Genomic DNA, 23,735 nt, shown 5'->3' on the forward strand with positions numbered 1-23,735 from the left:
TATGATTCAAAGCTGACTTTGAGGTCAGCCTGAATGAGCCACGATCCTGACGCCCTGCGAGACGACCAATGGGAACGCCTGCGTCCGCTGATCCCCGGCGGGCATGCCGGTCGCCGGGGACCGCGCTGCGACAATCGTCGCTTCGTGGACGCGCTGCTCTGGATGGCGCGTTCAGGTGGCCGCTGGCGCGATCTGCCGGAGCGGTTCGGTCGCGTCGATACGGTCAAGCGGCGTTACTATCGCTGGATAGAGCGCGGTGTGCTCGACGCTTTTCTGGCGGCCCTGATCGAGGAAGCGGACCTCGAATGGCTGATGATCGATAGCACGATCGTGCGCGCCCATCAGCATGCAGCCGGGGCGAGACGCGCCAAAGGGGGGCGGATGCCCAGGGTCTGGGCCGATCCCGGGGCGGCCTGAGCACCAAGATCCACATCGCCACCGACGGTCTCGGCAACCCGGTGCGGATGCTGTTCACGCCCGGGCAACGCGCCGATGTCACGCAAGGAGAGGCCCTGATCGACGGGATCGCGGCCGATGCCGTCATCGCCGACAAGGGATATGACGCTGGCCATCTGGTGGAGGCCATCGAACAGACCGGCGCCGAAGCGGTCATCCCGCCCCGCGCCAACCGTAAAAGGATGCGGTCATACGACAGAACGCTCTATAAGGATCGCAATCTCGTCGAGCGGTTCATCAACAAGCTCAAGCACTTCCGCCGCGTCGCCACTCGATACGACAAGCTGCTCGCCAACTATCGGGGCTTCGTCACCCTCGCCGCTATCGTCATCCTCATGCGGTAAATCGTCACTACGACCTAGTATCTTCCAGCAATCGTACAGCATGCCTTCAGGGCAATGTCGGCGAGATCAACGCTTTTCCTCCACAGGAGGACTGGACTGCAGCGAAGACACGATCGGGCAAGAACGTGCGGCGACTGATGCGAAAAATCGCGAACGGCGGTGCCCAGGGTCGACGCTCTACTGGCGCTCTCGAATCCTGGCACCACCACGGGCCTCATCGCGGCCGTATGCCGGGAAGCCCTGTTCAGAAGCGGTCATAGGCGACGATGTCGGCATCCGGGATCCGGCCACCATGGGGCGGCAATGCGCCGGTCCCCTTTCCGACCGCGACGAACATGACCAGTGCATGGTCCTTGGGCAGGCGGATGATATCCGCGACCTGCTCGAAATCGAAGCCGTCCATCGGGCAGGTATCGTAGCCATGCGCGGCGGCCGCCATCATCAGGGCAAAGGCCGCCATACCCGCGGACCGGAATGCCTCGTCACGTTGCATGGCGGGGTTGTTTTCGTAATATTGCGTGATCATGGTGACATATTTCTCGCGCATGTCCTCAGGCGCGTCTTTCCAGTACCGGCCGGGGTCCTTTGCATAGGCATGCATGTCCGCGCACAGAACGATCAACGCCGAGCATTCTTCGATCTGCGGCTGGTGCCACGCCACCTCCTTGATCGCGGCGCGGATGGCGGGGTCGCGCACCACCAGGAATCGCCAGTTCTGGAGATTGAATGCCGTAGGCGCCGTTCGGGCCGCATGCAGGATCGCAGCCAGCGTTTCATCCGGAATCTTGTGGGCCGCGTCGAAGCGTTTCGTCGCTCGCCGCGCGAGCATCGTGTCCAGGATCTCGTTCATCTCGCCTTCTCCTTCTGTCCGTCCATGTCCACCGACGGCGCGCACGGAACCGGACGACCTGCCGTCGTGCCGCCGCCGCGCACCTTATCAGGCCACGCGTTGCCGCTGCCTGCCAAGCCGCTCGATACCGAGTTCCACGACGTCGCCGGACCGGAGGTAGAGAGGTTCGGGCCGCATCCCCATCCCCACGCCCGGCGGCGTGCCGGTGGCGATGACGTCGCCCGGCATCAGCGTCATGTAGCGGCTGACATAGGCAACGATCTCCGCTACGGAAAAGATCATCGTCCTGGTATTGCCGGCCTGCATCCGGCGGCCGTTCACGTCGAGCCAGATCGCCAGGTCCTGGGGATCGGGCACCTCATCCTTCGTGACGAGCCACGGGCCGAGCGGACCGAACGTATCGCATCCCTTGCCCTTGTCCCACTGGCTGGACTGCATCTGGAAGGCGCGCTCGGACACATCATTGGCGACGCAATAGCCTGCGACATGATCCAGCGCGTCACGCGACGACACATCCTTTGCGCGTGTGCCGATGACGACGGCGAGTTCCGCCTCCCAGTCCAGCCGGGTCGCGCCGAGCGGCGGCACGATCGGGTCGTCCGGCCCCGAGAGCGCAGTGATCGCCTTGAGAAAGACGATCGGCTCATCCGGGACGGGCAGACCAGCCTCTTCAGCATGATCGCGATAATTGAGGCCGATGCAGACATATTTTCCGATACCCGCGACCGGCACTCCCAGGCGCGCGCCCGCTTCGACGCGCGGCAATGTCCGCGGGTCGAGATCCGCCAGAGCCGCAAGCCGCGCCGGCGCGAGACTGTCCGGCGTCACGTCGCCGATCACGCCCGCCAGGCTGCGCACGGCCCCCGTCTCGTCGACCAGGCCCGGACGTTCCTGCCCCGGGGTTCCGTAGCGGCACAGTTTCATGACCCTCTCCTTCCGCGTCAGTCCGAATCGCAGACGACAAGGTGCGATGGCTCGAGCGCCCGCACAATGACCGTCTCGCATCCCGTGACAGCGGCGCCGCAGCCCACGTCGGCGTCGCGCCCGAGAATGTCCACGCGTCCCGCGACGACGAGCGCGTAGACGGACCGATCCGCGCGCGTGGAGATGACGGCCTGTCCGCCAGCCGGCAAGGCGATGCGGAGCACGCGCGCCCGGGCCTTCAGCGGCAGCGGATCGCCCGACCGCCCCTGGTCCGTTTCCTCCGGATCGTCCTCAGGGAAGCCGCTGGCCAGCAGGATGTGCTCATGCCCCGACCGATCCGCATCGCGGCGCAAGCCGATTTCCGGCTCGCCCCCCTCTTCCTCGGGCAGCAGCCAGAGTTGCAGCAGCGCCGCCGGGGCACCGCCAGCCTGCCATGTCGCCAGGCCGATGCCGTCGCCGGCACTGACGACATGACAATCGCCCGGCTGCAGCAGGCTGTCGCCAAGACCATCCACCCGCACCACGACCGTTCCGTCCAGAACCAGGGTCACGATTTCGACCGAACGCTCGTTCGCCAGCCTGAAGGCGGCGTCGGCGTCGAGTTCGATCCGGTTGAGCACACGCAGCCGTCCCCAATGAACCGGGGCCGTGCCGGCATAGTCCCGAAACGCGAAATGACAGCGCAGCGTCACGCCATCGCGCGTGAGAAGGCCGAGTGTGGACGGGTGATGGAGCTGGATCATCCCTGATGCACTCCCTCCTGGCGCACGCCCTGCCCTGCCCGCTGCGCCGTTGCCAGCGGATAGCGTTCCTCCCAGCCGCCGCCGAGCGCGCGATAGAGCCGCGCAACCGAGACAGAAACCGCCGTCGTCGCCTGCACGAGCTGGTTCTGGCTGGCCAGCAGCGCGTTCTGCAGGGTCAATACGTTCAGGAAGTCCGACGCGCCCTGCACATATTGCTGCTGGGCCAGGCTCACCGCCATCTCGTTCTGCGCCACGGTCTCGCGCAACTGGTCGCGCTGCTGCTGCGCGGCCGAGAAATCAGCCATGGCGTCGTCGATCTCCTGCCACGCCTTCAGGATCGTGCGCTGGAGGTTGATCGCAGCTTCTTTCTGCTGTGCCTTGCGCAGACGCAACTGCCCCGTCAGGCGGCCGCCCTCGAACAGCGGCAGAGTCATGGTCGGTCCAAAACCATATTGCCGCGACGCCCAGGTGCCGAGCTCGCTGAACTGCAGCGCCTGGATGTCCAGGCTGCCCGATAGCGTCACGCGCGGGAAGAAATCGGCCACCGCCACGCCGATACTGGCCGTGGCCGCGTGAAGCTGCTCCTCCGCCACGCGGATGTCTGGCCGGCGCTCCGCCAGTTCCGACGGCAGGCCGACCGGTACCGAGATCGGCACGGGCGGGATCGGCGCGGGCGTGCCCAACTGGGATCGCAGCGCGCCCGGCTCGCGCGCCACCAGGAAGCTCAGGGCGTTGATGAGATGTACTTCCTGGCTTTGCAGCACCGGCAGGCGCGATTGGAATTCGCTGAGCTGGCCGCGCGAATCCGCCACGTCGAGCCGGGTCGCCGCCCCTTGCGTGAAGCGCAGCGTCGTCAGGCCGACGCTGTGGCGGGCGATGTCGATGTTCCGGCGGACGATCGCGATCTGTGCCTGCACGCCGCGCAGATCGAGATAATCCTGCGCAGTTTCCGCCATCAGCGAGACCAGCACGTCACGCTGCATGTCCTCGGTCGCCCGCACCGCCGCGCTGGCAGCCTCCACCTGACGCCGGACATGGCCCCAGAAATCGACCTCCCATGACGCGCTCAGGCCATATTGCGGCAGATTAAAGGGCGCCGCGCCCGTCGTGCCGGGCAGGCGGGCTGGGCCGAATCCCTGCGCCCCGCTGGCGATCTCGCCCGGGCCCTGTTCCTCCATCGTGCCCAGCAGCCCCAGCACGCCGTTGGGGCTGGCCCGCTCGCGTGCGTAGGAGGCGTTGGCCTCGACACGCGGGAACTGGGCCGCGCGGGCGATACGGCGTTCGGCCAGGCTCTCGGCCAGCCGCCAGGCGGCGGCGCGCAGATCCAGATTGGCGTCGGCAACCTGCTGCTCCAATACCGTCAGGGTCGGATCGCGATAGATGCGCCACCATTGCGGGTCGGCCGGGCTTTCGACCGGCCGGCTTTCGGCGTCGCCCAGGCCGCGATGCCAATGCGCCGCGCTGGCGAGATCGGGCTTGTGGTAATCCGGCCCGACCGAGCACGCGCCGAGCAGAAGAGCGCTTGCCAGGGAGAGGCAGCTACGATTCACGAGGGTCGCCATGATCCGCCCCTCACCGCCACGCATAGCGCGGATCGCTGGCCTTCGGGCCCTCGGGGCGTGACGCCGTGTCGACCGTGACCTCCACCGACATGCCGACCCGCACGCGCGCTGCCAGAGTCTGGCCCGGATCGAAGGTGATCCGCACCGGCAGGCGCTGCACCACCTTGGTGAAATTGCCCGTCGCATTGTCGGGCTGGATCGGCGCGAAGGCGACGCCGGTCGCGGGGGGAATGCTGTCCACATGCGCGCGCAGGGGCTGGTCGGGGAAGGCATCGACCCACACCGTCGCCTTCTGGCCCGGCAGCATATGGGTCAGTTGCGTTTCCTGGAAATGGGCGACGACAAACGCGTCCTGCACCGGCGTGACCGCCATCAGCGCCGTGCCGGGATGGACATAATTGCCGACGCGCACGCCGCGGGCGCCCACCACGCCGTCGACCGGGGCGGGAATCGTGCAATAGGACAGGTCGAGTTCCGCCTGCTGCGCCATGCCTTCGGCACGCACGAGGTCGCCCTTGGCGCGTTCGATCCGGGCGGCCAGGACGTCCTTTTCCTGCCGCGCGGCCAGAAAGGCGGCCTCGTCGCGGGCCTTGGCGGCGGCGGCCTTGCGCGTTTGGGCGGCGGTGCGCTGCCGCTGTTCGGTCGTGCCCGCGCCGCCGGCGGCGAGGTTGCGGTAGCGGTCCTCGTCCTGCCGCGCGAAGGCCAGTTGGGCGTCGTCCGCCTGCACCGACGCTTGGGCGGCGGCGATCAGCGCGTCCTGCCGGACGAAGGCGGCTTGAAGGTCGGCGATGTCGGCGCGCGCAGCAATGACATTGCCCTGGGCCACCCTGAGCGCGGCACGGTAATCGTCGTCCTCGATATGGGCCAGCACGTCGCCCGTGCGGACACGTTCGTTGTCCTGCGCCGTCACGGCGTCGATCCGGCCGCCGACCTTGGGTGCGACGACCGACGAATAGGCCGCGACATAGGCGTCGTTCGTCGAGACCCGCGCGCCATCCCCGAGCACGAGGCGGTCGCCGCCCCAGGCCGCCGCGCCCAGCACGACCACCCCGGCCGCGAGAAGCAGCCCTTTCGATATTCCGTTCATGGATACTCCCTCTGGCGGCCCCTGCGGCCGCATCGTCTTTCGCAGGATGCGGGGGACCGTCAGGTCAGCGTCAGGTCGATCGCGACGGTCGGCGCCGGAAGGTCGCCATCGCCCCGATTGCGCAGCGTCCATTTCCGGTCCGCCACGCTGGCGTGTCTATCCGGCGATCGGATATCGAGGCGCCGCGGCACGCGCGTCGCCGGATGCAAGTCGGTCTTCATATCACTCCCATGTCGGGCATCTTCGGACCCGAATCAGCGCGCCGGCGCGCTGGCCGAGGGCGCCCGCGGCGGATAGACCCGCTGGGGCAGAATCATGTTGAGGACGAACAGCGCGGCGCAGACGCCGATCATGATCGTATAGATATCCGCGCAGGCCAGGATCAGCGCCTGCTCCGATACGGCCCCATGCATCAGGATCGTCATGTTCCATTCCAGCCGCACGGGATCGGCGATATGCGGCGCCAGCAAGCCCTGCGCCGGGTCGCCCCAGGGCTGCAGGGCGTTGTGGTTGTAGCCATACGTATCCAGCAGCATGGTGGAATGATATTGCTCGCGCCGCCGCAGCAGAGCGGAGATCACGCCCGCCGCGATGGCATTGGCCAACCCCTTGGTCATGTTGAACATGCCGGAAATGAACGGCCCGTCCGCCGGCCCGAGCCCCATCGTCGCCAGCATCAGGATCGCGATGACCATCATCGGCTCGCTGGCAACCTGCAACAACTGCACGGCATAGAAATTCTCGCGCACCCAGTCGGAGTCGACCCAGGTGCCCAGCCAGTACGACAGGCCCTGGATCGCCAGCCCAGCCATCAGCACGTGGCGGCAATCCACCCGGCGGATGTTGCACAGGGCCGAGACCAGCGGCAGCGCCAACAGTTGCGGGATCGCCAGGATCAGGGCGACCGGTGCGATCTGGATCGGACGGTAGCCGCGGATTTCCTCGAGATAGACGGTCGGAATCTCCATCGTGACCGCGCCCAGTATCAGCACGGCCGCCAGAGTCAGCAGCGCATCCGTCACGTTGCGCTGCTTGAGCAACTGAATGCGGAAGAACGGCACCGGGTGGAACCATTCATTGATGATGAACAGCGCGAACAGGAACCCGCCGCCGAAGAACAGATGGGTGATCAGCGGCGAGCGGAACCAGTCCAGCCGGTCCCCCTGCTCCAGCCCGATCACCAGCATGCAGATCGCGGGCAGGCCGGTCAGCAGGCCGCGCCAGTCGAACTGGCGGAAACGCTCCAGCCGGATCGGGTCCTGGGGCAGCCCCCAGGCCACGCAGATCATGGAGATAAGGCACAGCGGGACGATCTGCCAGAACAGGAACGGCCAGCCGACATATTCGAACCAGAATCCCGCCAGCGGCGAACCGCCCAGGTTCGGCCCGAAGGTGGCGGTCAGGGCATAGGCGCCCAGACCGTAGATCTTGATGTTCGGCGGCAGGAAGCGCAGCGCCACCGTCATCAGCATGGGCGGCAGGCTGCCGCAGGCCAGCCCCTGCAGGCAGCGCAGCACCAGCAGCGACGCCAGGTTCGGCATGAAGGGCGCCGCCATCCCCAGTACGCCCACAAGGCCTGTCATCACGACGGTCAGGCGGCGGATCGAGAACGTCACCGAGCACCAGGGCGCGAAAGCCATCGCCGCGATGTTGAACGCCTCGAACAGGGCAGTGATCCAGGTGCCTTCATCATGGCCCAGATGGAACACGCCCCTGATATCCGCCAGCCCGGCCTCGGTGGTATGTTCGTTGAAGCCCGCCAGCAGGACCGCCAGCAGCACGCCGATCAGCCCGGTGGCCAGGCGCGGCCCGAAGACCGGCGCCTTGGGCGGCGCAGGCGGCGGAGGCTCGGGGCGCCCCACGCGGGGCGTTTCCACTGCAACGACTGGTGACGGCAGCGTCAGGTTATCGGCGTGGTCCACGGGACACCTCGCGGCGACATCGTTCGGGCATGCCGACAGTTTCGATTAAACGTCCCATGTTTGGGAACCATCAATTCTGAAATCGTTGGAAAGCAGATTTGAAACGGTTGCCCCATCAGATTCCGATTGCGACACGGCGGCGTCTCTGCCAGCTTCGGCCAGGATACGGTCCGGGCCGCGCATATTCATCCTATGATTCGGATTTTGTGGCGCTTGTCGGAGGCCCGCCCGTATGGCGAAGGAGACCCTGATGGCAAACGTGGCGCGCGGCTACGATCTCAATCTTCTGCAGGCGATGAACGTACTCGTAGAGGAATCGAGCGTCACGGGGGCGGCACAGCGGCTGCATGTCAGCGCCGCGACAATGAGCCGTACCCTGGCGCGCCTGCGCGAGACCTTCCATGACGCGATTCTGGTGCAGTCGGGGCGACATATGGTGCCAACGCCGCGCGCGCTGCAGATGCAGCCGCGCGTCAGCCAGATCCTCTCGGCCATCGGCGATCTGTATCGTCCGCGCGAAGCCCTGGATTTCACGGGGCTTAAACCGATATTCCGCATCCGCGCCACCGACGTCGTGATCGGTCCGTTCGCGGACGCTCTGCTGCGCGCCCTGCGTGCCGACTGTCCGGACACCACCCTCATCTTCACAGCGGAATCGAGCAACGACGACAGCGATTTCCTGCGCCAGGGCGGAGTCGACCTCTATATCGGGGCGACCGCCTTCCTGCGCCCCGAGATCATGCGCCAGACGCTTTTCGAAATCCACTTTCGCGGCGTCGTCCGCGCCGGCCACCCGATCCTGCTGGGCGACATAACGCCCCACACGCTGGTGGCCTATGACCATATCGCCGTTTCGCGCCGAGGCGCGCGACGCGGACCGATCGATGAGGTGCTGGCGGACCAGTACGGGCTCGAACGGAACGTGGCCCTCCTGCTGACATCCTTCTATGCGGCGCTCCAGGGCCTGTCGCGGACCGACCTGATTCTGCCGCTTCCGGACATCGTCGCGGACGGCGCCACGCTCGAGCGCCTCGGCCTCTACGCATTTCCGTTGCCGCTCGAACTGCCGCCGGTCTCGATATTCCAGGCCTGGCACCCGCGGCATGATACCGATCGGCTTCACCAGTGGCTGCGACGCAAGGTCGCGCAGGTACTGGCCCCGCGCCCGGTCCCTTTGCAACGCGCGGGGGGCTCCTCGGAAAGAAAAGCGTCCTGAGCCCGTCTCAGCGCAGATCTATTGCTTCCATGCCCGCGTCCGGCGCGCGGCCGCGGCCATTGGAAGGCACGTTTTTCTCAACCAGGCTGAAGGCGGCGATCAGAGGACGCAGGACCGCACGCGCAGCACGGGCGGCGTGCGCCACGTCTCCTGCTTCGATCGCGCGGAAGAGGCGCGCGTGCAGCGGCTGGCCGGGCTCGGCCACACCATGCTCGATCATGGCCGACCGTGCGGCCTCCTGGGCCATGCCCAGGAAATAGCGATAGAGTTGTATGAGCGCTCCGTTTCGACTTGCCTCGACGATGGCCAGATGAAAGGCGGCATCGCATTTGAGGAACGCATCCACGTTATCGGCGGCATTGCACTCCCCCCGCGCCGTCAATGCACCTTCAATCCGCCTGAGATCTCGCGGCGACCGGCGCGACGCGGCGAGTCGCGCGCCTTCGATTTCGAGCATCGCGCGTAACTCGAAGTGGTCGCGCAGGCTCGACCGGCTGATCGTGCGCATCACGACGGCGGGGTCTTCGATCGATCGAACATATGTACCGTCACCCTGTCTGACCTCCAGGACGCCGGCATGAGAAAGCACCCGGATAGCCTCGCGAACGGTATTTCGGCCGATCTGGAGCATGTTCCCCAGTTCGGCCTCGTTGGGGATGCGGCTCCCGACCGGCCATGTACCCGCACCTATATGCTCGCGCAGGGCGTCGAGTGCGAAATCGACCAGAGACTGGCGTCTGGCGTGGGAAAGCGTCTCAGTACGTCGCATGATCTTATCCAGGGGCATGGCACAGTCATCCTATCGCCGGATGTTTCCTTGTCGATAGGTTAATAATTATTACGGTGACGGGACTATCAATCAAGCCGGGCACGCACCCGGGTCGCACAACGGGCTTGCGGCTCGGCGGCTAACGGCGGATGCCGGGGAGCCGCATAATTCCGCCGGACAAGAAATCGGCGCACAGCCTGACGCGGGCAAGGTTCGCGCGCTCGGGCGCGATCAGCATGCTCAAGGGAACGGGGGTGAGCGTCCATGACGGCAGGAGGCGCATCAGGCGACCGTCGGCCAAGCAATCCTCGACCAGCCAGAGATGGGCCGGTCCGTAGCCGCGCCCGGCCAGCAATGCCTCGCGCAGGGCCAGTCCGTGATCGACGTTCAGGCGCGCGTGAAACGGCAAAATGGCGGGCTTTCCGGCCTTGCCCTGCAGGACCAACCGGTCTGAGCCCAGAACGCGCGAAAGCCGAACCCCGTCGCGTTCAGCAAGGTCCGCAGGCAGGCGTGGCGCTCCAAACCGCTGGACCCACGCCGGCGCGGCGACCAGCACGCGCTCGCTGGTGCCCAGGGAGCGCAGCCGCATGGCGCTGTCCGTCAGCGGACCCAGACGAATGGCGATATCGACGTCGTCCTGCACCAAATCGACGCGGTCGTCCGTCAGGTTGAACGCGATGCGGATGTCCGGCTGGGCGTCCTGGAAATCGAAGATGAACCGACCGACATGCAGGACGCCGAGCGCCGCCGTGCAGGAAATCCGGACCGATCCCGCCATCGACGTCCCTGTCGCATGCAGTTCCTGACGGGCCTGCTCGATGAGGCAGAGGACCTGCTGGCAATGGTTATAATAGCGGGTGCCTTCCTCGGTGAGCGACACGCGGCGGGTCGTGCGGCGCAGAAGCGCCACTCCCAAAGCGTCCTCGAGTTCCCGAAGATGGCGCGTCACGGTGGACTGACCCGCGCCCGTCTCGCGCGCCACCGCGGAGAGACTGCCCCTCTCTACAATTCGCATGAATGTGCGCATCCGGTCGAGCGAGATGCCAGATTGTTCCATAATTCGGCATAGTCCTATCCGGTTGGACCATATGGGACAACGATACCATATCGCCTATTTTCTGGTCTGTGCAAACTGACTGGAGAAGAGGTACGCGCCCATGAATGTTCTGATCGTTTTCGCTCATCCGGAACGGCAATCCCTGAACGGGGCGTTGCTGGACGTCGCCGTACGCGAACTGGAGGCACAGGGGCACAAGGTCCAAGTTTCGGATCTTTACACCATGCACTGGAAGGCCACGGTGGACCGCAACGATTTTCCCGGCCTGTCGTCCGACGCATCGCTGAAGGTCTGGAAGGCCTCACATGACGGCTTCGCAGCGGGCGATCTGACGGAGGACGTCAAGGCCGAGCAGGAAAAGCTGCGCTGGGCCGATACGGTCATCCTGCAGTTCCCCCTCTGGTGGTTCGCCATGCCGGCCATCCTGAAAGGCTGGGTCGACCGCGTCTATGCCTCGGGCTTCGCCTATGGCGTCGGCGAGCATAGCGACAAACGCTGGGGCGACCGCTATGGCGAAGGCGTCATGGAAGGCAAGCGTGCCATGCTGATCGTCACGGCCGGCGGCTGGCCCGAGCATTATTCCGAACGCGGGATCAACGGCCCGATCGACGACCTGCTGTTCCCGATCAACCATGGGATCCTGTTCTACCCCGGCTTTACCGTGTTGCCGCCGTTCGTCGCCTACCGTGTCGATCGCCTCGACGACGCGAAGTTCGGCGTAGTCGCCGACCAACTGCGCGAGCGCATGCGCACTCTGGAGACAATCCGGCCGATCCCGTACCGCCGGCAGAATTACGGCGACTATCAGATTCCGACCATGGAGGTTCTGCCGGAGCTGGTTCCGCCGGGTGTCAAGGGCTTCGAGGTGCATCTCGCACCCGAACGCGACTGAGGAACGGAGCGTATTCGTCCGACGAAACGTCAGCGATAAAACGCTCAAAACGAGCCATCTCGGCTTGGTGGTGGGGCGGGCCTTACGGCCCGCTCCGACGCCGCGGAGATTGGATGCAGGCCACAATCTATCGCGGCACGCAACAATTTTTTATATCAACGTCGGAGAACGGGCTACGACCGCGCCGCTCCCTGCGGCCTGACATTCGCCAGTTATGCAAGGTCACCGAGCCCGTTTCGTATTCATCAGGACGAAGCTATTGCCTCAACAGCTTCGCTTGCCGAACGGCTTCGAACGGATCGCATCGTTTGCCGGCTCGGCGAACCCTCCCGAAGCGGACCATCTTGCAGTTCGGCGGAAGGATCGACATGTCCATGTGATGGACCAGTTGGACCAGTTCCACATGCCCCCCATGCCTCCAGCGCGATAATGACCGGGTGCAGGGCTTCGCCATATTTCGTCAGGGCATACGTGACCCGCATCTGGGTGGTCATTTGGACGTCCCTGCCTATCAACCCGGCGTCTTCCATGTCGCGCAACTGGAGCGTCAGTACGCGGTGGGTGATTTTTGGCAGGCACCGGCGGAGGTCGTTAAAGCGCAAGGGGCCCCGCGTCATCAACGCGTAGAGAATGAGCCCCTTCCATTTGCCGCTGATCCGATCCAGCGCCACTTCGACATAATAGCCGGGCAGCTCGCCATGTGTGCGTTTATGATCCATCGGGCAGTCCTCCGGGGCAACACATCCATTCGATACCACACTCTATGGTTGCATGATAGTCGATCATTCGTCATGCAGATTGCATGAGACAGGGGAACAGCGGATACCAACACGCACTGGAAATCGCCATAGGATGCGCGCACGAATTCAATTATGAGGCACGACGAATAGCGCCGCAGGCATCTATGGAAATCTCATGAAAAACAACGATCTCTCGACGGTTTGGAAACATCAAAATAACCATGGAAAAATTTATTCGTTTTTCGCGGTAAGCGAACAATTTTTACCATCGAGTATTTCAGTCACTGTGCCATGGGAATGTTCAGCTTGCGTCCGAAGAACCTCATTGTACTCTCGCCAACCGGGTCACGACGCGGGGCATGCCCCATCCAAATCTCGCTCCCAGGGTCGAAACAGCGATCAATGTCGCTCCGATATATTGGACGACTGTCAAGCGATGACCATAAACCAGATTATCACAAAGAATCGCCACGAGCGGGTATATAAACGTCAAGGAACTGATTGTTGCCGTACTCAGATGCGGGTAAGCATTAAACATTAACGCGTAACATAGGCCTGTAAGGATCACACCGGCACCAATAACCCATCCCCACGCCGCCCAACCGGGTAGATGACTATAGCGCGCGAACGGCGCCAAAAGTGCGGCACCAGCTATCAATTGCCAGAATGTCGTGATTTCTGCACACTGATTGCGGATGCTCTTGGTCACGAGAGTGATGAGCGCGTAGGCAGCGGCGGCCAGTAACGCAAGCATCACTCCGATCAGGGCGTGATCCCCGGCAGGCATTCCTTTGGAGAGAAACCCGCTGGACAGGGCCACACCGATAAAAGCCGCCACGATCCACAAGATTTGCAAGCGCGTTATTTTTTCCTTGAAGAAAAAAGCACCAGCGATAATAACAAAAAAAGGTTGAATATGATAAACTATTGTCGCTGTTGCAATTGACGTCAGACCATAGGCGGTAAAAAATAAAATCCAGGAGCATACTATAAGTGCGCCGCATGCCACGGCTGCAATGATACCGCGCGTATGAAAATGAAAAAACAAACCATGAATCAGGCACCAAATGCCGATGGATATAGCACCGAACACACAACGCCAGAATACGAAATTGATCGGATCAAGCGTGCTTTGGACGACGCAGACACCAATCGTTCCTGACAATGCCATTGCGACGGCAAGTTGAAGGGCTGGGGATCGCATAACCCTTTTCCTTTACTCTATGCATCAGCCATTGCGACTTTTTTCGTGTCGGCAAGAGCGACGGTCGGGGCAACTGTCGGAGGATTTGGAATATTGAGATTCAGAGGAAATTCTAAATGAGGATTAAATGAATCGTAGGGGTACGAGATATGTCCCTTTGTCGCCGGTTTACGCGTAAAGAAAATGATTACGTCCCGCGTGGCCCGCAACCTGGGATCGACAGCACGCACCGGAGAAAGACTGTGCTTTCTTTCGTGATCGACGATCAGGACGGTATCCAGAAATTTCTTGTGCTGAAATTTCCCGCGCAGGAAAGCAGGATTTGTTTCATTCCATCGTTTCGCATTATCCTCGCGCATATCGTGTATAAAGGTCTCGGCACTGTCATCCGTCATATTATGACTTCCCAACAGAGAGGTCATAGTATGGTCAACGCCGTCGCTATGAACTCCTTCGAGCGCAGGCTCCCCCAGCACGTCGGGTGTCGTGATCGTTCGCGTGGGGAAAACAGTCGAAACCCATTTTGCAGAGGACATGTCCAAATTTGGTCGCGGCGAGACATATACATCGCGGATAATAAAATACTTGAAGAACAGAAGGGCATGGAAAGCTTTATTTAGCTGAAGATTGTCTCCAATCCCTCGAAATCTTCGCAACTTTCCGGAATCATGGCGAACGAAATCTTCCTTCACCGAAAGAACGAACGGCTGAAACTCAAGCCGGCTTATACTGCCTTGATCTGAATCGAGGCAGAAGCGCGCGCCGTTTGTTTCACGAAAAGGAAGTGTCGGGTCCGGGGCCAAATGATCGCCCACCGTTTTCAGGGCATCGAAATCTTTATCCCTGACACCAAATTCTTCGAGAATGCGAATCATGTCACGACCGTCAATAGTAACAAAACGGTCCTTCAGATAAGATTCATGTATGTCACGCAGTAATCCGTTCAATCTCATTTGATGCATGCCCAAAATTTTTCTCCATCATCATTAAAAAAATGAGGCGACACAACGAGACTAGAACATCTTTATCCGATCAGATAGAATCATCTGATCAGACAAGGATGCTCGTTGAAACACGCGAGCCATGTCCATGAACCCCGTGTCCATGAACCAATGTGAACGGATATAGCTCCCAGACCATTCGCAATACGGGCAATGTGCACGCGACCCCTCGTGCTGCAACATGGGTTGCGCCCTGCACGTCACGCTGAAACCCCAACGCGGCCATTTCCGGGAGAGGCTGCGTCGACGGTCCAGCCAACTGATCAACGCCGTTCAACCGCCGGGAACTCCACGATATCCCTTTCCCAATATCCCAATTCGTATGATGTATCGAAAAATTAGAGAAACGATAATTTGACGTGGGTTGCATTAGGAATCATGATAGCAGAATGATACGTACGCTCGACCTTCTGCTGATTCGCACCTTCGTCACCGTGGCGGACCATGCCAGCATGACGAGCGCGGCGAACAAGCTACATTTGACGCAGGGAGCCGTCAGCCAGCATGTCCGGCGATTGGAGGACCAATTGGGGCGGCCTCTGTTTGAGCGTGCGCGTGGCGGTCTGAGACTCACGCCGGCGGGAGAACGGCTGCTGGGCAAGGCCCGATACCTTCTTGCCCTCAACGATGAGATCTGGAGCGATTTGGATGAGCATGCCCTCAAGGGAACGGTGCGTTTCGGCGTGCCCCCTGACCTTATAGGTACCAGCATCGCACCCATCCTGAAGTCGTTTTCCGAAACTTATCCCCAGGTCGAGTTGTCCCTAGCCTGCTCCGCATCTCCTGACCTGAAAGATTGTCTCAGGAGAGGAGAATTGGACCTCGCCGTCATCGAGGAGCCGGCAGGACAGGAGACAGGAGAATGCCTGACTGTGGACAGGCTGGTCTGGGTGGGTGCCCGAGACGGCCAAGCCTTCCGCCGCCGCCCCCTCCCCGTCTCTATGGTGTCGCCCACCTGCGCCTTTCGGCCCGTCATGCTGGACGCCCTGCATAGAAGTGATGTGCCTTGGCGAAGCGCCTTTGAAACCGGCAGTATCGAGGCCGCGGCAACAACGGTCCGTGCGGATCTGGCCGTAACCCCATGGTTGCTCTCTACCGTTCCGGCAGATCTTGGGATCCTGACGGAGGCGAACCTACCCGATCTGGGATCCTTCGCAATTACGCTCCACCTGGCAGGACAAACCATGTCGCCAGCCGCAACCGAGCTTGCCCGCTCGATTCGAATGCGGTTCCTGGCGTTTCGACAAGCGGCGTAAGGCTCCGGGAAGAGGAGAGCCATTTTCAGGCTGAGAGCGAATGCATGAAATAAAAGCGCGCCAGGACGCGTTGCTCGCCCTGTTCACTGCCCAGTGCCAGGACGTGCCCGGCGAGATGCACGGCGCATTTTGAAAGCGACGTGAGGACAAAACACGAACATGCCCAGGGCGAAGTGCTCGGGCGTGTCGGTATCGGATCTCGCATGGGCGGCATGCATATATGCGGCGCACTGTTGCGGATCTCGGCGCCGAGCAGGCCATCAAGTACCGTCAAGCACCGCGATGCCGCGGCATCCGGCCATGCGCCGTCACATCGGCGTGCCATACTTGCTGGACGATGGAAGAACATGCTTGGAATGTCACGGGAGCACCGTCGAACGGCCGGTAGCGAGATCCGTGCCATTGTCGGTTTTTGCGTTTAATGGGCAAGGACGTTCATCATTGAGCAACGACGACGCCGTCTTTCTTGCGCGCCTGAATGCGATGACCCAAATCGTCACCGCCCATATGGCAACAACGAAAATCGAGACCGACAAGGTCCCGGAATTCATCCAGCGGGTGTACGCATCAATCCCGACACGACAGGCTGAGCCGATCCCCGCCGTTTCACCGCAGGAATATGATACCGCGACGGACAAAGAGCGACCGGCCAGGCCGCAGGCCGCCTGGGAGCCCACGATCTCCGCATCCGCGAGCGCGCGGCCCGAAGGGTCGGATGCGCCCGTTCCGGCAGTACCGATCCAAGCCTCGGTCTTTCCGGATTACATTATCTGCCTCGAGGACGGGAGGAAGCTCAAATCCCTTAAACGCCATCTGATGTCGGCCTTCGGCATGACGCTCGCCGCCTACAGGGCGAAATGGGGGCTTCCCGAAGAATATCCCACGGTGGCGCCGAACTTCGCTGCCCGCCGCCGCGAGGTGGCGCAGGCTATCGGACTTGGCCGGCGCTCGTCAATCGCTGCACCCGTTGCATCGGTACCCCCGGAAGAATCCCGGGTTGCCGAAGCGACCGATTACGGATCTATCGGAAGAACCGCACGGCAACGTCCGCAGCAGGACGAATACAGCCTCCTGCGCGCATTGAAGGTGTCCTGACGGCACAGTCAGCCATCGTAAACTGCAGCTACCGCCCCGTGGTGCTCCGTGACGGCACGAGCTCGGCAGAGAGCGCAGTTTCGGCCATGTTCCACGCAATGTCCGCCGCATCCTTCTCACCCAGAAGCTGAGCCGAAACGACTGCCCCGTCCAGAAGGCAGATGATCTGGCGCGCCAGGTGCTCCGAGCGGGTCTCCGGCACGCCGATCGCCTCGACCAACGCGCGCACGGCATTGCGGAGACTGAGCTTCTGCACTTCGGACAGCCGAATGATTTCAGGATGCTCGCCCTTGTACTCCCTGGCAGCGAGGGGGAACATGCAGCCGGCGAAGTCCGGTTGAGCGAACCACGCCGTGTGCCAATCGAACACGGCCTTCAGGCGATCGCGCGGGTCCTGTCGCGCGTTGACGGCCGCCGCCAGCGACGCCTCGATCTGTACGATACGGTTTTCCAAAACCTCCGTCACCAGGTTTTCCTTGCCGCCAAAATGGCGGTAGAGCGTCGATTTGGTCACCTTGGCTTCCCGAGCGATGTCCTCGACGCTGACCTCATGAAAGCCCGATCGCGCGAACAATGTGTCAGCCGTGTCGAGGAGCAGCGCATAATTATCCGGACGCCGGCGGCGGATCGCAACCTGGGACTGTAGCACGTCAAAAGACCTCACATTCTCGGCGGCGGCTTGTCACCGCGCAAGGTGAGAACCTCTCCTCCATCGCCCGGTCTGGAAAGGGATGAAGCCACAGTCCCGAGGGACCCTCAAGTAAAATGTCGTAAACCTGTCATTACCGTCGTGCGAAGGCAGCATGGTTTCCAACGGGTGCGCCCGCTGACGCCGGGTTACCCCGTCGCGCCACGCATCACGACAGCATGAAGCAAGTCTGGAACTGCGGTCCCTCAAGACCCGCAGCCAAGCCATCGACTTCGCAGGGCGAGAGTAACCCTTTGAACCCAGAAATTCACGACAGACAACAAGAGAGCAATATAAACCAAATAAATCATTTTAATATTTCTTATGGGATCGTTTTCAATAAGTCATGAAACGCCCGGTTGCGGTGCCCTCGCGGGACTGAATATAATTTAATTAAGTGATTTCGAACCTCAATTCGCGTCAATAAAACGCTTAGGACACGTGATGTCGTCAGCCGGCAATTCCCCCTGCCCTAAAAATGTCTCCAGCATGTATCCCGAACTCATGGGGGCGGTATGCTGCGCCATCCTGCTGACGATCGCGGGACACAGGGCGAACGCGGCACCACAGGGGGCGCGGTCGCAGAAACAAGACGCGACGTCCGTACATCCGTCTTCTCCAACGTCCATGGGCGGCGCGCGCAAGCACCCGCCGGGGAAGGCGCGGGCGCAGGCCGCCGAAACCGTATCGGTCACAGGCCTGTCGCGGAGCGCGCGGCGCACGAAGGAATTGCAGAAAACGCCCTCGTCCACTTCGCTCCTGACGGACCAGACACTGGAACGGCTTGGCGTGCAGAACACCCGGCAACTAGCTCGCCTGACGCCGAACCTGTATGTGCCCAACAGCATGCCCGGATATTCGGTCAACAACTACTTCATTCGCGGCATCGGTGAAATCGACCCCCAGGGGGAGCCGTCGGTCGGCACCTATATCGACGGCGTCTATCTGCCGCGCAACATGGGCACCATGCAGGAGCTTCTCGACGTGGGGGACATCGAGGTCGATCGCGGCCCGGTCGTCTTTGCCGGACATCAATCCGAAGGCGGCGGCATCAGGATCAATACGCTGACACCGACCAATCAGCGCCATGCCGTCCTTCAGACGGGCTATGGCACCTATAACGAATATCAGATCGGCGCGCTGGCCAGCGGCGCGATCGTCCGCGACAAGGTCTATGCGAGCATCGTGTTCGGACGCCATGCCCGCGGCGGGATCGACCATAATTATACGGTCGGCAAGGACACGAACACGATCGACTACACACAGGCGCGGGGGAAGCTGCGTTTTACGCCCAACGACGCCCTGGACATCACGCTGGCCTTCGACGGCACGGTGGATGGCGGCACGAACCGCGGGGTCGGCAATCTGCTCAATCCCTATATCTACGGAAACTACAATCGGGCCTTTCCCAAAAACAACTACAGCGAGGCCGGATTTACGGGAAACATTCGCTATGCCCTTTCGCCGCACCTAGTCCTTTACGCGACAACCGGGATACGCGGCTACGACGACAAGGGCATGTACGATAACTATGGAGACTATTATTCCCGCGCCAGCCAGAACCTGTATTACCGCGACCGCATGTATTCGCAAGAGCTGCGCCTGCATGGCGAATATTCAAAACTGACCTTCAGTGCCGGCGCGTATTTCATGTACGAAAACTGGTTCACACAGCGTTGGGCCAATAACGCCACCAGTTACAACACCGCCCCCAACGTGCTGACGCAACCGGTACTGGCCATCATCAACCAAATCAATCGCAACTGGGCCGTCTATGGCGACGTCAGTTACCACATCGCACCGAAACTGACATTTACGGCGGGACTACGCTTCAACTGGGAAGATCACGACAATGCCGAATCGCTGTATTATCTGGAGCCCGGCAATCATCTGGCCGGCCCCGCCGCCGCGCTGGCGGCCCTCAACTGGGGGGCACCCAGTTCGCTGGCCTGGCGGGTCGCAGCGCGCGATAACTGGGTCCAACTGCTTCCCAAAGGTGTTCTGAACTGGCAGGCCCTGCCGAACGTGATGACCTATCTATCGATTTCGCAAGGCGGAAAGTCGGGTGGATTCGATTTCCGCGCCCAGACGCCGACCGCGCTGGGCAGCCTTCAGGCGACCACGCCGTATAATCCCGAAATCGTGACGACGTACGAAATCGGCGTCAAGACGGATCCAATTCCCGGTCGCGTACGCGTCAACGGCGCGTTGTTCTGGAATCAGTTCGACGATATCCAGTTGACCGTCACCGACCCGTCGAACGGGCTGTCACATCGCTTCAACGCCGGCACGGGACATTCCGCCGGCGCCGAAATCGAAACCACGGCACAGATCACACCAGACCTTTCCCTGCGCTATACCGCATCCTACCTTTACGCCGTACTCGACACATTCAACGGGATCGTCAGCAGGACGATTCTGGCCAGCGGACAGATATACAACAACACGCCCTATGCCGGCGCGCCGCTTCCCTATTCCCCACGATTCCAGACGATGGGGGCGCTGACCTATCATATCCCGCTCGATCTGCCTGGACGTTTCGAGATCGGCGCCGACGTGTCCTTCCAGTCGGCAGCTTATGTCAGTTCGGCCATCAACCCGCAGACGCGCATCCCGCCGCAGACCTATGTCAACGCCATGGCCGGCTGGACCAGCCCGGACAAACGCTGGACCATTCAGGCGATGGGGCGCAACCTGCTGGATCACCGCTATCTGCAAAGCGAGACGCTTTTCCAGTCCGGCGGCAAACCCATTTATGAAGGGGCCTATTTTTCGGACCCGCGCACGGTCTTCGTGTCTGCGAAGCTGACATTCTGATCCGGCGCAGAAGATCAATGAAACGGTTTTTTCCCCTGGCGACAAGCGCCAGCGCCGTCACCACGATGCTCATGCTTCTGAACCATGCGGGCCAGGCCGCCTACGCGGCGGAGCCTGCGACGCGCAAGGCGACGACAGCCCCGGCCCGGCCAGCCGCGCCGACGGCGGCCGGCGCCCAGGCGACACCCGAGGCGATCACGGTTCACGCCGACCCGCATCGCCCGCGCCTGGCGGCGCATGCCGCGATGGGCGCATTGGGATCGCGTTCGGAATTCGACACGCCGTTTTCGCTGAGCGTGGTGTCGGCTGCGAAGGTCGAGCAGATGCAGGCGGCGGACATCAACGACGTCTTCCGCGCCGAGCCGGGCGTGCAGGAAAATTCGAACGGCGGATCGACCGCGTCGGGCGCCAGCTTTCGAGTCCGCGGCCTCGACCTGGACTGGACCAACGGGTACAAGATCGACGGTTTCGCCATTCCGTACTGGTTCATCGACCTGCCGATGGCCAATTTCGGCCAGTTCCAGTTGACGAAGGGCGCGTCGGCCTTCCTCTACGGGTTCGGATCGCCCGGCGCAGTCCTGGATTTCCAGTTAAAAAAGCCGGTCGATGCGCCGCAACTGGGGGTCGAGGCCGGCTATCGGTCCGATGCCGCGTTTCGCCAGAGCCTGGATGCCGGCGGCCCGATCGGACCGTCGGATCGGATAATCTATCGCTTCGTAGCCGCCAACGAGGTCGGCAACCAGTACAATGGCAGCTACATCCGCTCCACATCGATATCAGGCGCGCTGAAGGTGCAGATCACCGACGCGCTCGACTGGAATTTCGATAGTTTCTACCTTAACACTCTACAAACCGGCATGGTCAATGGGGTGAGCGTGAGCAGCGGCCTGACATCGCTGACCCCGATCAGCGGCCGGGCCGAGCTTGGCGCGCCGGATTCATGGAAACGCAATGACCTCAAGCATTTCAACACCGGCTTCGACTGGCAGTTCGCGCCACGCTGGACGGCCCGCCTGGCCTATGCGTATTCGCACCTGGACGAACGGTTTCCCTCGAACGCCATTACCTTTCTGGACAATCAGGGCGACTACCTGAACCGCCCGTTCCAGATGACGCGAGTCTTCACCTATCACGAGGTACAGCAGACCACCGAAGGGCGTTTCGAAACCGGACCGCTGCGCCATGACGTTGTCGCCGGCATCATGTGGCTGTATCAGAAATTCGACGCCGACGCCAACGCGGCCTATTACCAGCCCTATCAATACGGCAACATCTTCACCACGCGGCCGACCAGCACCAACGCGCATTTCTACAATCCGAAGCTCTACAACTACGTCGATTACACGCAGGTCGCGCCGTTCTGGAGCGATACCATCACATGGCATCGCTGGTCCCTTCTGGCCGGCGCACGCTACACAGACTATATCGAAAACGATTACGCGACCGACGGCAGCGGGCGGCGGACGGCCGCCCGGCAGAATAACCCCGTGACCCCCGTCGTCTCGCTCTCCTACAAGCCCGCAGCGGATATCAACGCCTATTTCAGCTATGTCGAAGCCATGCAGTCCGGCACCCAGGCTGCCGCGACGGCGAAAAATGCGTACCAGGTCTTCGCCCCCATGCGCAGCCAGGAATACGAACTGGGCGTGAAGGTGCAGAAAACCCGTTGGAGCGGCACGCTGGCGCTCTACCGGCTCGACACCATCGCAGCTTATGTCGATTCCAACAATGTGCAACAGCAGGGGGGGCTTGTCCGCTACCAGGGGGTGGAAGCCGGCGGAACGGCCCAGGCGACACGCAACCTTCAATTGACGGGCAGTCTGACCTATCTGGATGCACGCTATGGCGCAGGCACGCCCTATAACGGCAAGCAAGCCGAATCCACCTCGCCATTCGAGGCGAATGTCGCCGCGGACTACACAATCCCCTGGATGAAGGGCCTAAGTATCCATGGCGGCATGAACTACGTATCCGCCGGATGGCTGAATCCGTCGAATAGTTTCCGGCTGCAATCCTATATTTTGGGTACGGTCGGCGCCCAGTATGTCACGCACGCCGACCGGCATAGACTGACCTTCCGGGCGGCGGTCGAGAATATCGGCAACGAGCGCTACTGGGTCAGCCGGGGCGCGCTGCAGCTTTTCCCGGGGGCGCCCCGTACGGTCACGCTTAGCGCGCGGCTGGATCTCTGACCCGTCTGGGCAAACGGCCATTATATTGTCGAGAAAAAATCGATAGAATCATGATCTTTTCTCACTCGTGTCCATCGGCCCGGCATTTAGAATGATCATGCCCAGGCATGATCAGGAGGCTCCGATGACCGCTCTTTCCCGTCCCGCCTCGTCTGCGCCGGTCAACGGTATTTCCGATAGCGAATGGGCCCTGCGTGTCGATCTGGCAGCACTTTATCGTCTGGCTGCCCTGCATGGCTGGGACGATCTGGTGGCGACCCATATCTCGGCGCGTCTTCCCGGATTCCAGCATCATTTCCTGATCAATCCCTTCGGCCTTCTGTTCGAGGAAGTCACGGCATCCAGCCTGGTCAAGGTCGACCTGGACGGCACAATCGTCGAACCCGGTGAATACGGCATCAATTACGCAGGCTTCGTCATCCATTCGGCCATCCATGCCGCGCGTCCCGACGCCCATTTCATTATCCATTTCCATACGGCGGACGGGATGGCCGTCTCGGCCCATGCCGAGGGACTGCTGCCGCTCAACCAGCGCGCGCTGACGGTCATTCCATCTCTGCGCTACCATGATTACGAAGGCATCGCCCTCGATCTCGACGAACGGGAACGTCTGATCGCCGATCTGGGCGATGGGCATTTCATGCTGCTGCGCAATCACGGCACGCTCGCCCTCGGCCACAGCCCGGGCCGGGCGTGGCGACGGATCTATCAACTCGAAACCGCCTGCACGGCGCAGGTCCGGACCCTGTCCATCGGCCGGGACAATGTGCTTTTGGCGCCTCAGGCTGCGCAGGATACGGTGCGCCGGCAAATCGACCGCAACCGGCAACCGGTCGAGGGCAAACGGGACCTGGACGATCTGATCTGGGAGGCCGCGCTGCGCCGCGTGGCGCGCCACGCACCGGGTTTCGATAGTTAAT

At 62.0% G+C, this 23,735-nt stretch carries 21 protein-coding genes; 8 read left to right on the forward strand and 13 right to left on the reverse strand.

Annotated features, from left to right (window positions below; genetic code table 11):
- Positions 1-33 precede the first annotated feature (33 nt).
- Positions 34-800, forward strand: a protein-coding gene (locus tag QN315_RS05335; protein ID WP_323991908.1) for an IS5 family transposase whose coding sequence is annotated in 2 segments (ribosomal slippage) — positions 34-382 and positions 382-800 — 768 coding nt in all. Because the reading frame shifts where the segments join, the coding sequence is not laid out codon by codon here.
- A 244-nt stretch (positions 801-1,044) separates the two neighbouring features.
- Here the strand turns inward: QN315_RS05335 and QN315_RS05340 are convergent.
- From QN315_RS05340 to QN315_RS05370, 7 genes are all read right to left on the reverse strand, one after another.
- A complete protein-coding gene (locus QN315_RS05340) occupies positions 1,045-1,650 on the reverse strand; it encodes a nitroreductase family protein (protein WP_323991910.1) in 606 nt (201 codons plus the stop codon).
- A gap of 87 nt (positions 1,651-1,737) precedes the next feature.
- Positions 1,738-2,574, reverse strand: coding sequence for a fumarylacetoacetate hydrolase family protein (locus QN315_RS05345; protein WP_323991912.1), 837 nt, complete (start codon positions 2,572-2,574; stop codon positions 1,738-1,740).
- A gap of 17 nt (positions 2,575-2,591) precedes the next feature.
- Complete coding sequence (locus QN315_RS05350) at positions 2,592-3,317, reverse strand: pirin family protein (RefSeq protein ID WP_176640026.1); 726 nt, start codon at positions 3,315-3,317, stop codon at positions 2,592-2,594.
- Positions 3,314-4,879 carry an efflux transporter outer membrane subunit gene (locus QN315_RS05355; protein ID WP_323991915.1) on the reverse strand — a complete coding sequence of 522 codons (1,566 nt, stop codon included), beginning with the start codon at positions 4,877-4,879 and terminating at the stop codon, positions 3,314-3,316. Before QN315_RS05355 ends, QN315_RS05350 begins: the two co-directional genes overlap by 4 nt.
- Before the next feature lie 10 nt (positions 4,880-4,889).
- Positions 4,890-5,966: an HlyD family secretion protein gene (locus QN315_RS05360; protein WP_323991917.1), complete on the reverse strand. Its 1,077-nt coding sequence runs from the start codon at positions 5,964-5,966 to the stop codon at positions 4,890-4,892.
- 59 nt (positions 5,967-6,025) lie between these two features.
- Positions 6,026-6,187 (reverse strand): hypothetical protein, encoded by a 162-nt coding sequence (locus QN315_RS05365; protein ID WP_323991919.1) that lies wholly within the window; start codon positions 6,185-6,187, stop codon positions 6,026-6,028.
- A 33-nt stretch (positions 6,188-6,220) separates the two neighbouring features.
- Positions 6,221-7,888, reverse strand: a complete 1,668-nt coding sequence (locus QN315_RS05370; protein ID WP_323991921.1) for an MFS transporter — start codon at positions 7,886-7,888, stop codon at positions 6,221-6,223.
- A 250-nt stretch (positions 7,889-8,138) separates the two neighbouring features.
- Between QN315_RS05370 and QN315_RS05375 the strand changes: the two genes are divergently transcribed.
- Entirely contained in the window at positions 8,139-9,104 is a 966-nt protein-coding gene (locus tag QN315_RS05375; RefSeq protein ID WP_176639096.1) for a LysR family transcriptional regulator, read from the forward strand.
- Positions 9,105-9,111: 7 nt separating this feature from the next.
- Here the strand turns inward: QN315_RS05375 and QN315_RS05380 are convergent, their stop codons facing one another.
- A complete protein-coding gene (locus QN315_RS05380) occupies positions 9,112-9,891 on the reverse strand; it encodes an FCD domain-containing protein (protein ID WP_323991922.1) in 780 nt (259 codons plus the stop codon).
- A 121-nt stretch (positions 9,892-10,012) separates the two neighbouring features.
- Positions 10,013-10,930 carry a LysR family transcriptional regulator gene (locus QN315_RS05385; RefSeq protein ID WP_323991924.1) on the reverse strand — a complete coding sequence of 306 codons (918 nt, stop codon included), beginning with the start codon at positions 10,928-10,930 and terminating at the stop codon, positions 10,013-10,015.
- A 100-nt stretch (positions 10,931-11,030) separates the two neighbouring features.
- Here QN315_RS05385 and QN315_RS05390 point away from each other — a divergent pair, with 100 nt between their 5' ends.
- The gene (locus QN315_RS05390; RefSeq protein ID WP_323991926.1) at positions 11,031-11,822 is read left to right on the forward strand and encodes an NAD(P)H-dependent oxidoreductase; all 792 of its coding nucleotides are present in this window, start codon (positions 11,031-11,033) and stop codon (positions 11,820-11,822) included.
- Positions 11,823-12,067: 245 nt separating this feature from the next.
- Here QN315_RS05390 and QN315_RS05395 read toward each other — a convergent pair whose 3' ends face one another.
- The 3 genes from QN315_RS05395 to QN315_RS05405 all read right to left on the reverse strand — a co-directional run bounded on the left by QN315_RS05395 (position 12,068) and on the right by QN315_RS05405 (position 14,641).
- Entirely contained in the window at positions 12,068-12,541 is a 474-nt protein-coding gene (locus tag QN315_RS05395; protein ID WP_323991928.1) for a helix-turn-helix domain-containing protein, read from the reverse strand.
- A 343-nt stretch (positions 12,542-12,884) separates the two neighbouring features.
- Entirely contained in the window at positions 12,885-13,766 is an 882-nt protein-coding gene (locus tag QN315_RS05400) for a DMT family transporter (RefSeq protein WP_323991930.1), read from the reverse strand.
- Between the two features lie 17 nt (positions 13,767-13,783).
- Entirely contained in the window at positions 13,784-14,641 is an 858-nt protein-coding gene (locus tag QN315_RS05405) for a 2OG-Fe dioxygenase family protein (protein WP_323991932.1), read from the reverse strand.
- Between the two features lie 515 nt (positions 14,642-15,156).
- On the opposite strand from QN315_RS05405, the gene QN315_RS05410 reads away from it, so the two are divergent.
- Together QN315_RS05410 and QN315_RS05415 are read left to right on the forward strand one after the other, a co-directional pair.
- A complete protein-coding gene (locus QN315_RS05410; protein WP_323991934.1) occupies positions 15,157-16,023 on the forward strand; it encodes a LysR family transcriptional regulator in 867 nt (288 codons plus the stop codon).
- Positions 16,024-16,530: 507 nt separating this feature from the next.
- On the forward strand, positions 16,531-17,118 hold the full coding sequence (locus tag QN315_RS05415; protein ID WP_323993270.1) for a MucR family transcriptional regulator: 588 nt from the start codon (positions 16,531-16,533) through the stop codon (positions 17,116-17,118).
- A gap of 28 nt (positions 17,119-17,146) precedes the next feature.
- Here QN315_RS05415 and QN315_RS05420 read toward each other — a convergent pair whose 3' ends face one another.
- Positions 17,147-17,767, reverse strand: a complete 621-nt coding sequence (locus QN315_RS05420) for a TetR/AcrR family transcriptional regulator (protein WP_323991936.1) — start codon at positions 17,765-17,767, stop codon at positions 17,147-17,149.
- A 528-nt stretch (positions 17,768-18,295) separates the two neighbouring features.
- Here QN315_RS05420 and QN315_RS05425 point away from each other — a divergent pair.
- The 3 genes from QN315_RS05425 (at position 18,296) to QN315_RS05435 (ending at position 23,734) form a co-directional block, all read left to right on the forward strand.
- Positions 18,296-20,623 carry a TonB-dependent receptor gene (locus QN315_RS05425; RefSeq protein ID WP_323991938.1) on the forward strand — a complete coding sequence of 776 codons (2,328 nt, stop codon included), beginning with the start codon at positions 18,296-18,298 and terminating at the stop codon, positions 20,621-20,623.
- 17 nt (positions 20,624-20,640) lie between these two features.
- Positions 20,641-22,815 carry a TonB-dependent siderophore receptor gene (locus tag QN315_RS05430; protein ID WP_323991940.1) on the forward strand — a complete coding sequence of 725 codons (2,175 nt, stop codon included), beginning with the start codon at positions 20,641-20,643 and terminating at the stop codon, positions 22,813-22,815.
- 124 nt (positions 22,816-22,939) lie between these two features.
- On the forward strand, positions 22,940-23,734 hold the full coding sequence (locus QN315_RS05435; RefSeq protein WP_323991942.1) for a class II aldolase/adducin family protein: 795 nt from the start codon (positions 22,940-22,942) through the stop codon (positions 23,732-23,734).
- Position 23,735: the final 1 nt, after the last annotated feature.

The organism is Nguyenibacter sp. L1 (assembly GCF_035199985.1).
GTDB classification, from domain to species: Bacteria; Pseudomonadota; Alphaproteobacteria; order Acetobacterales; family Acetobacteraceae; genus Gluconacetobacter; species Gluconacetobacter vanlangensis.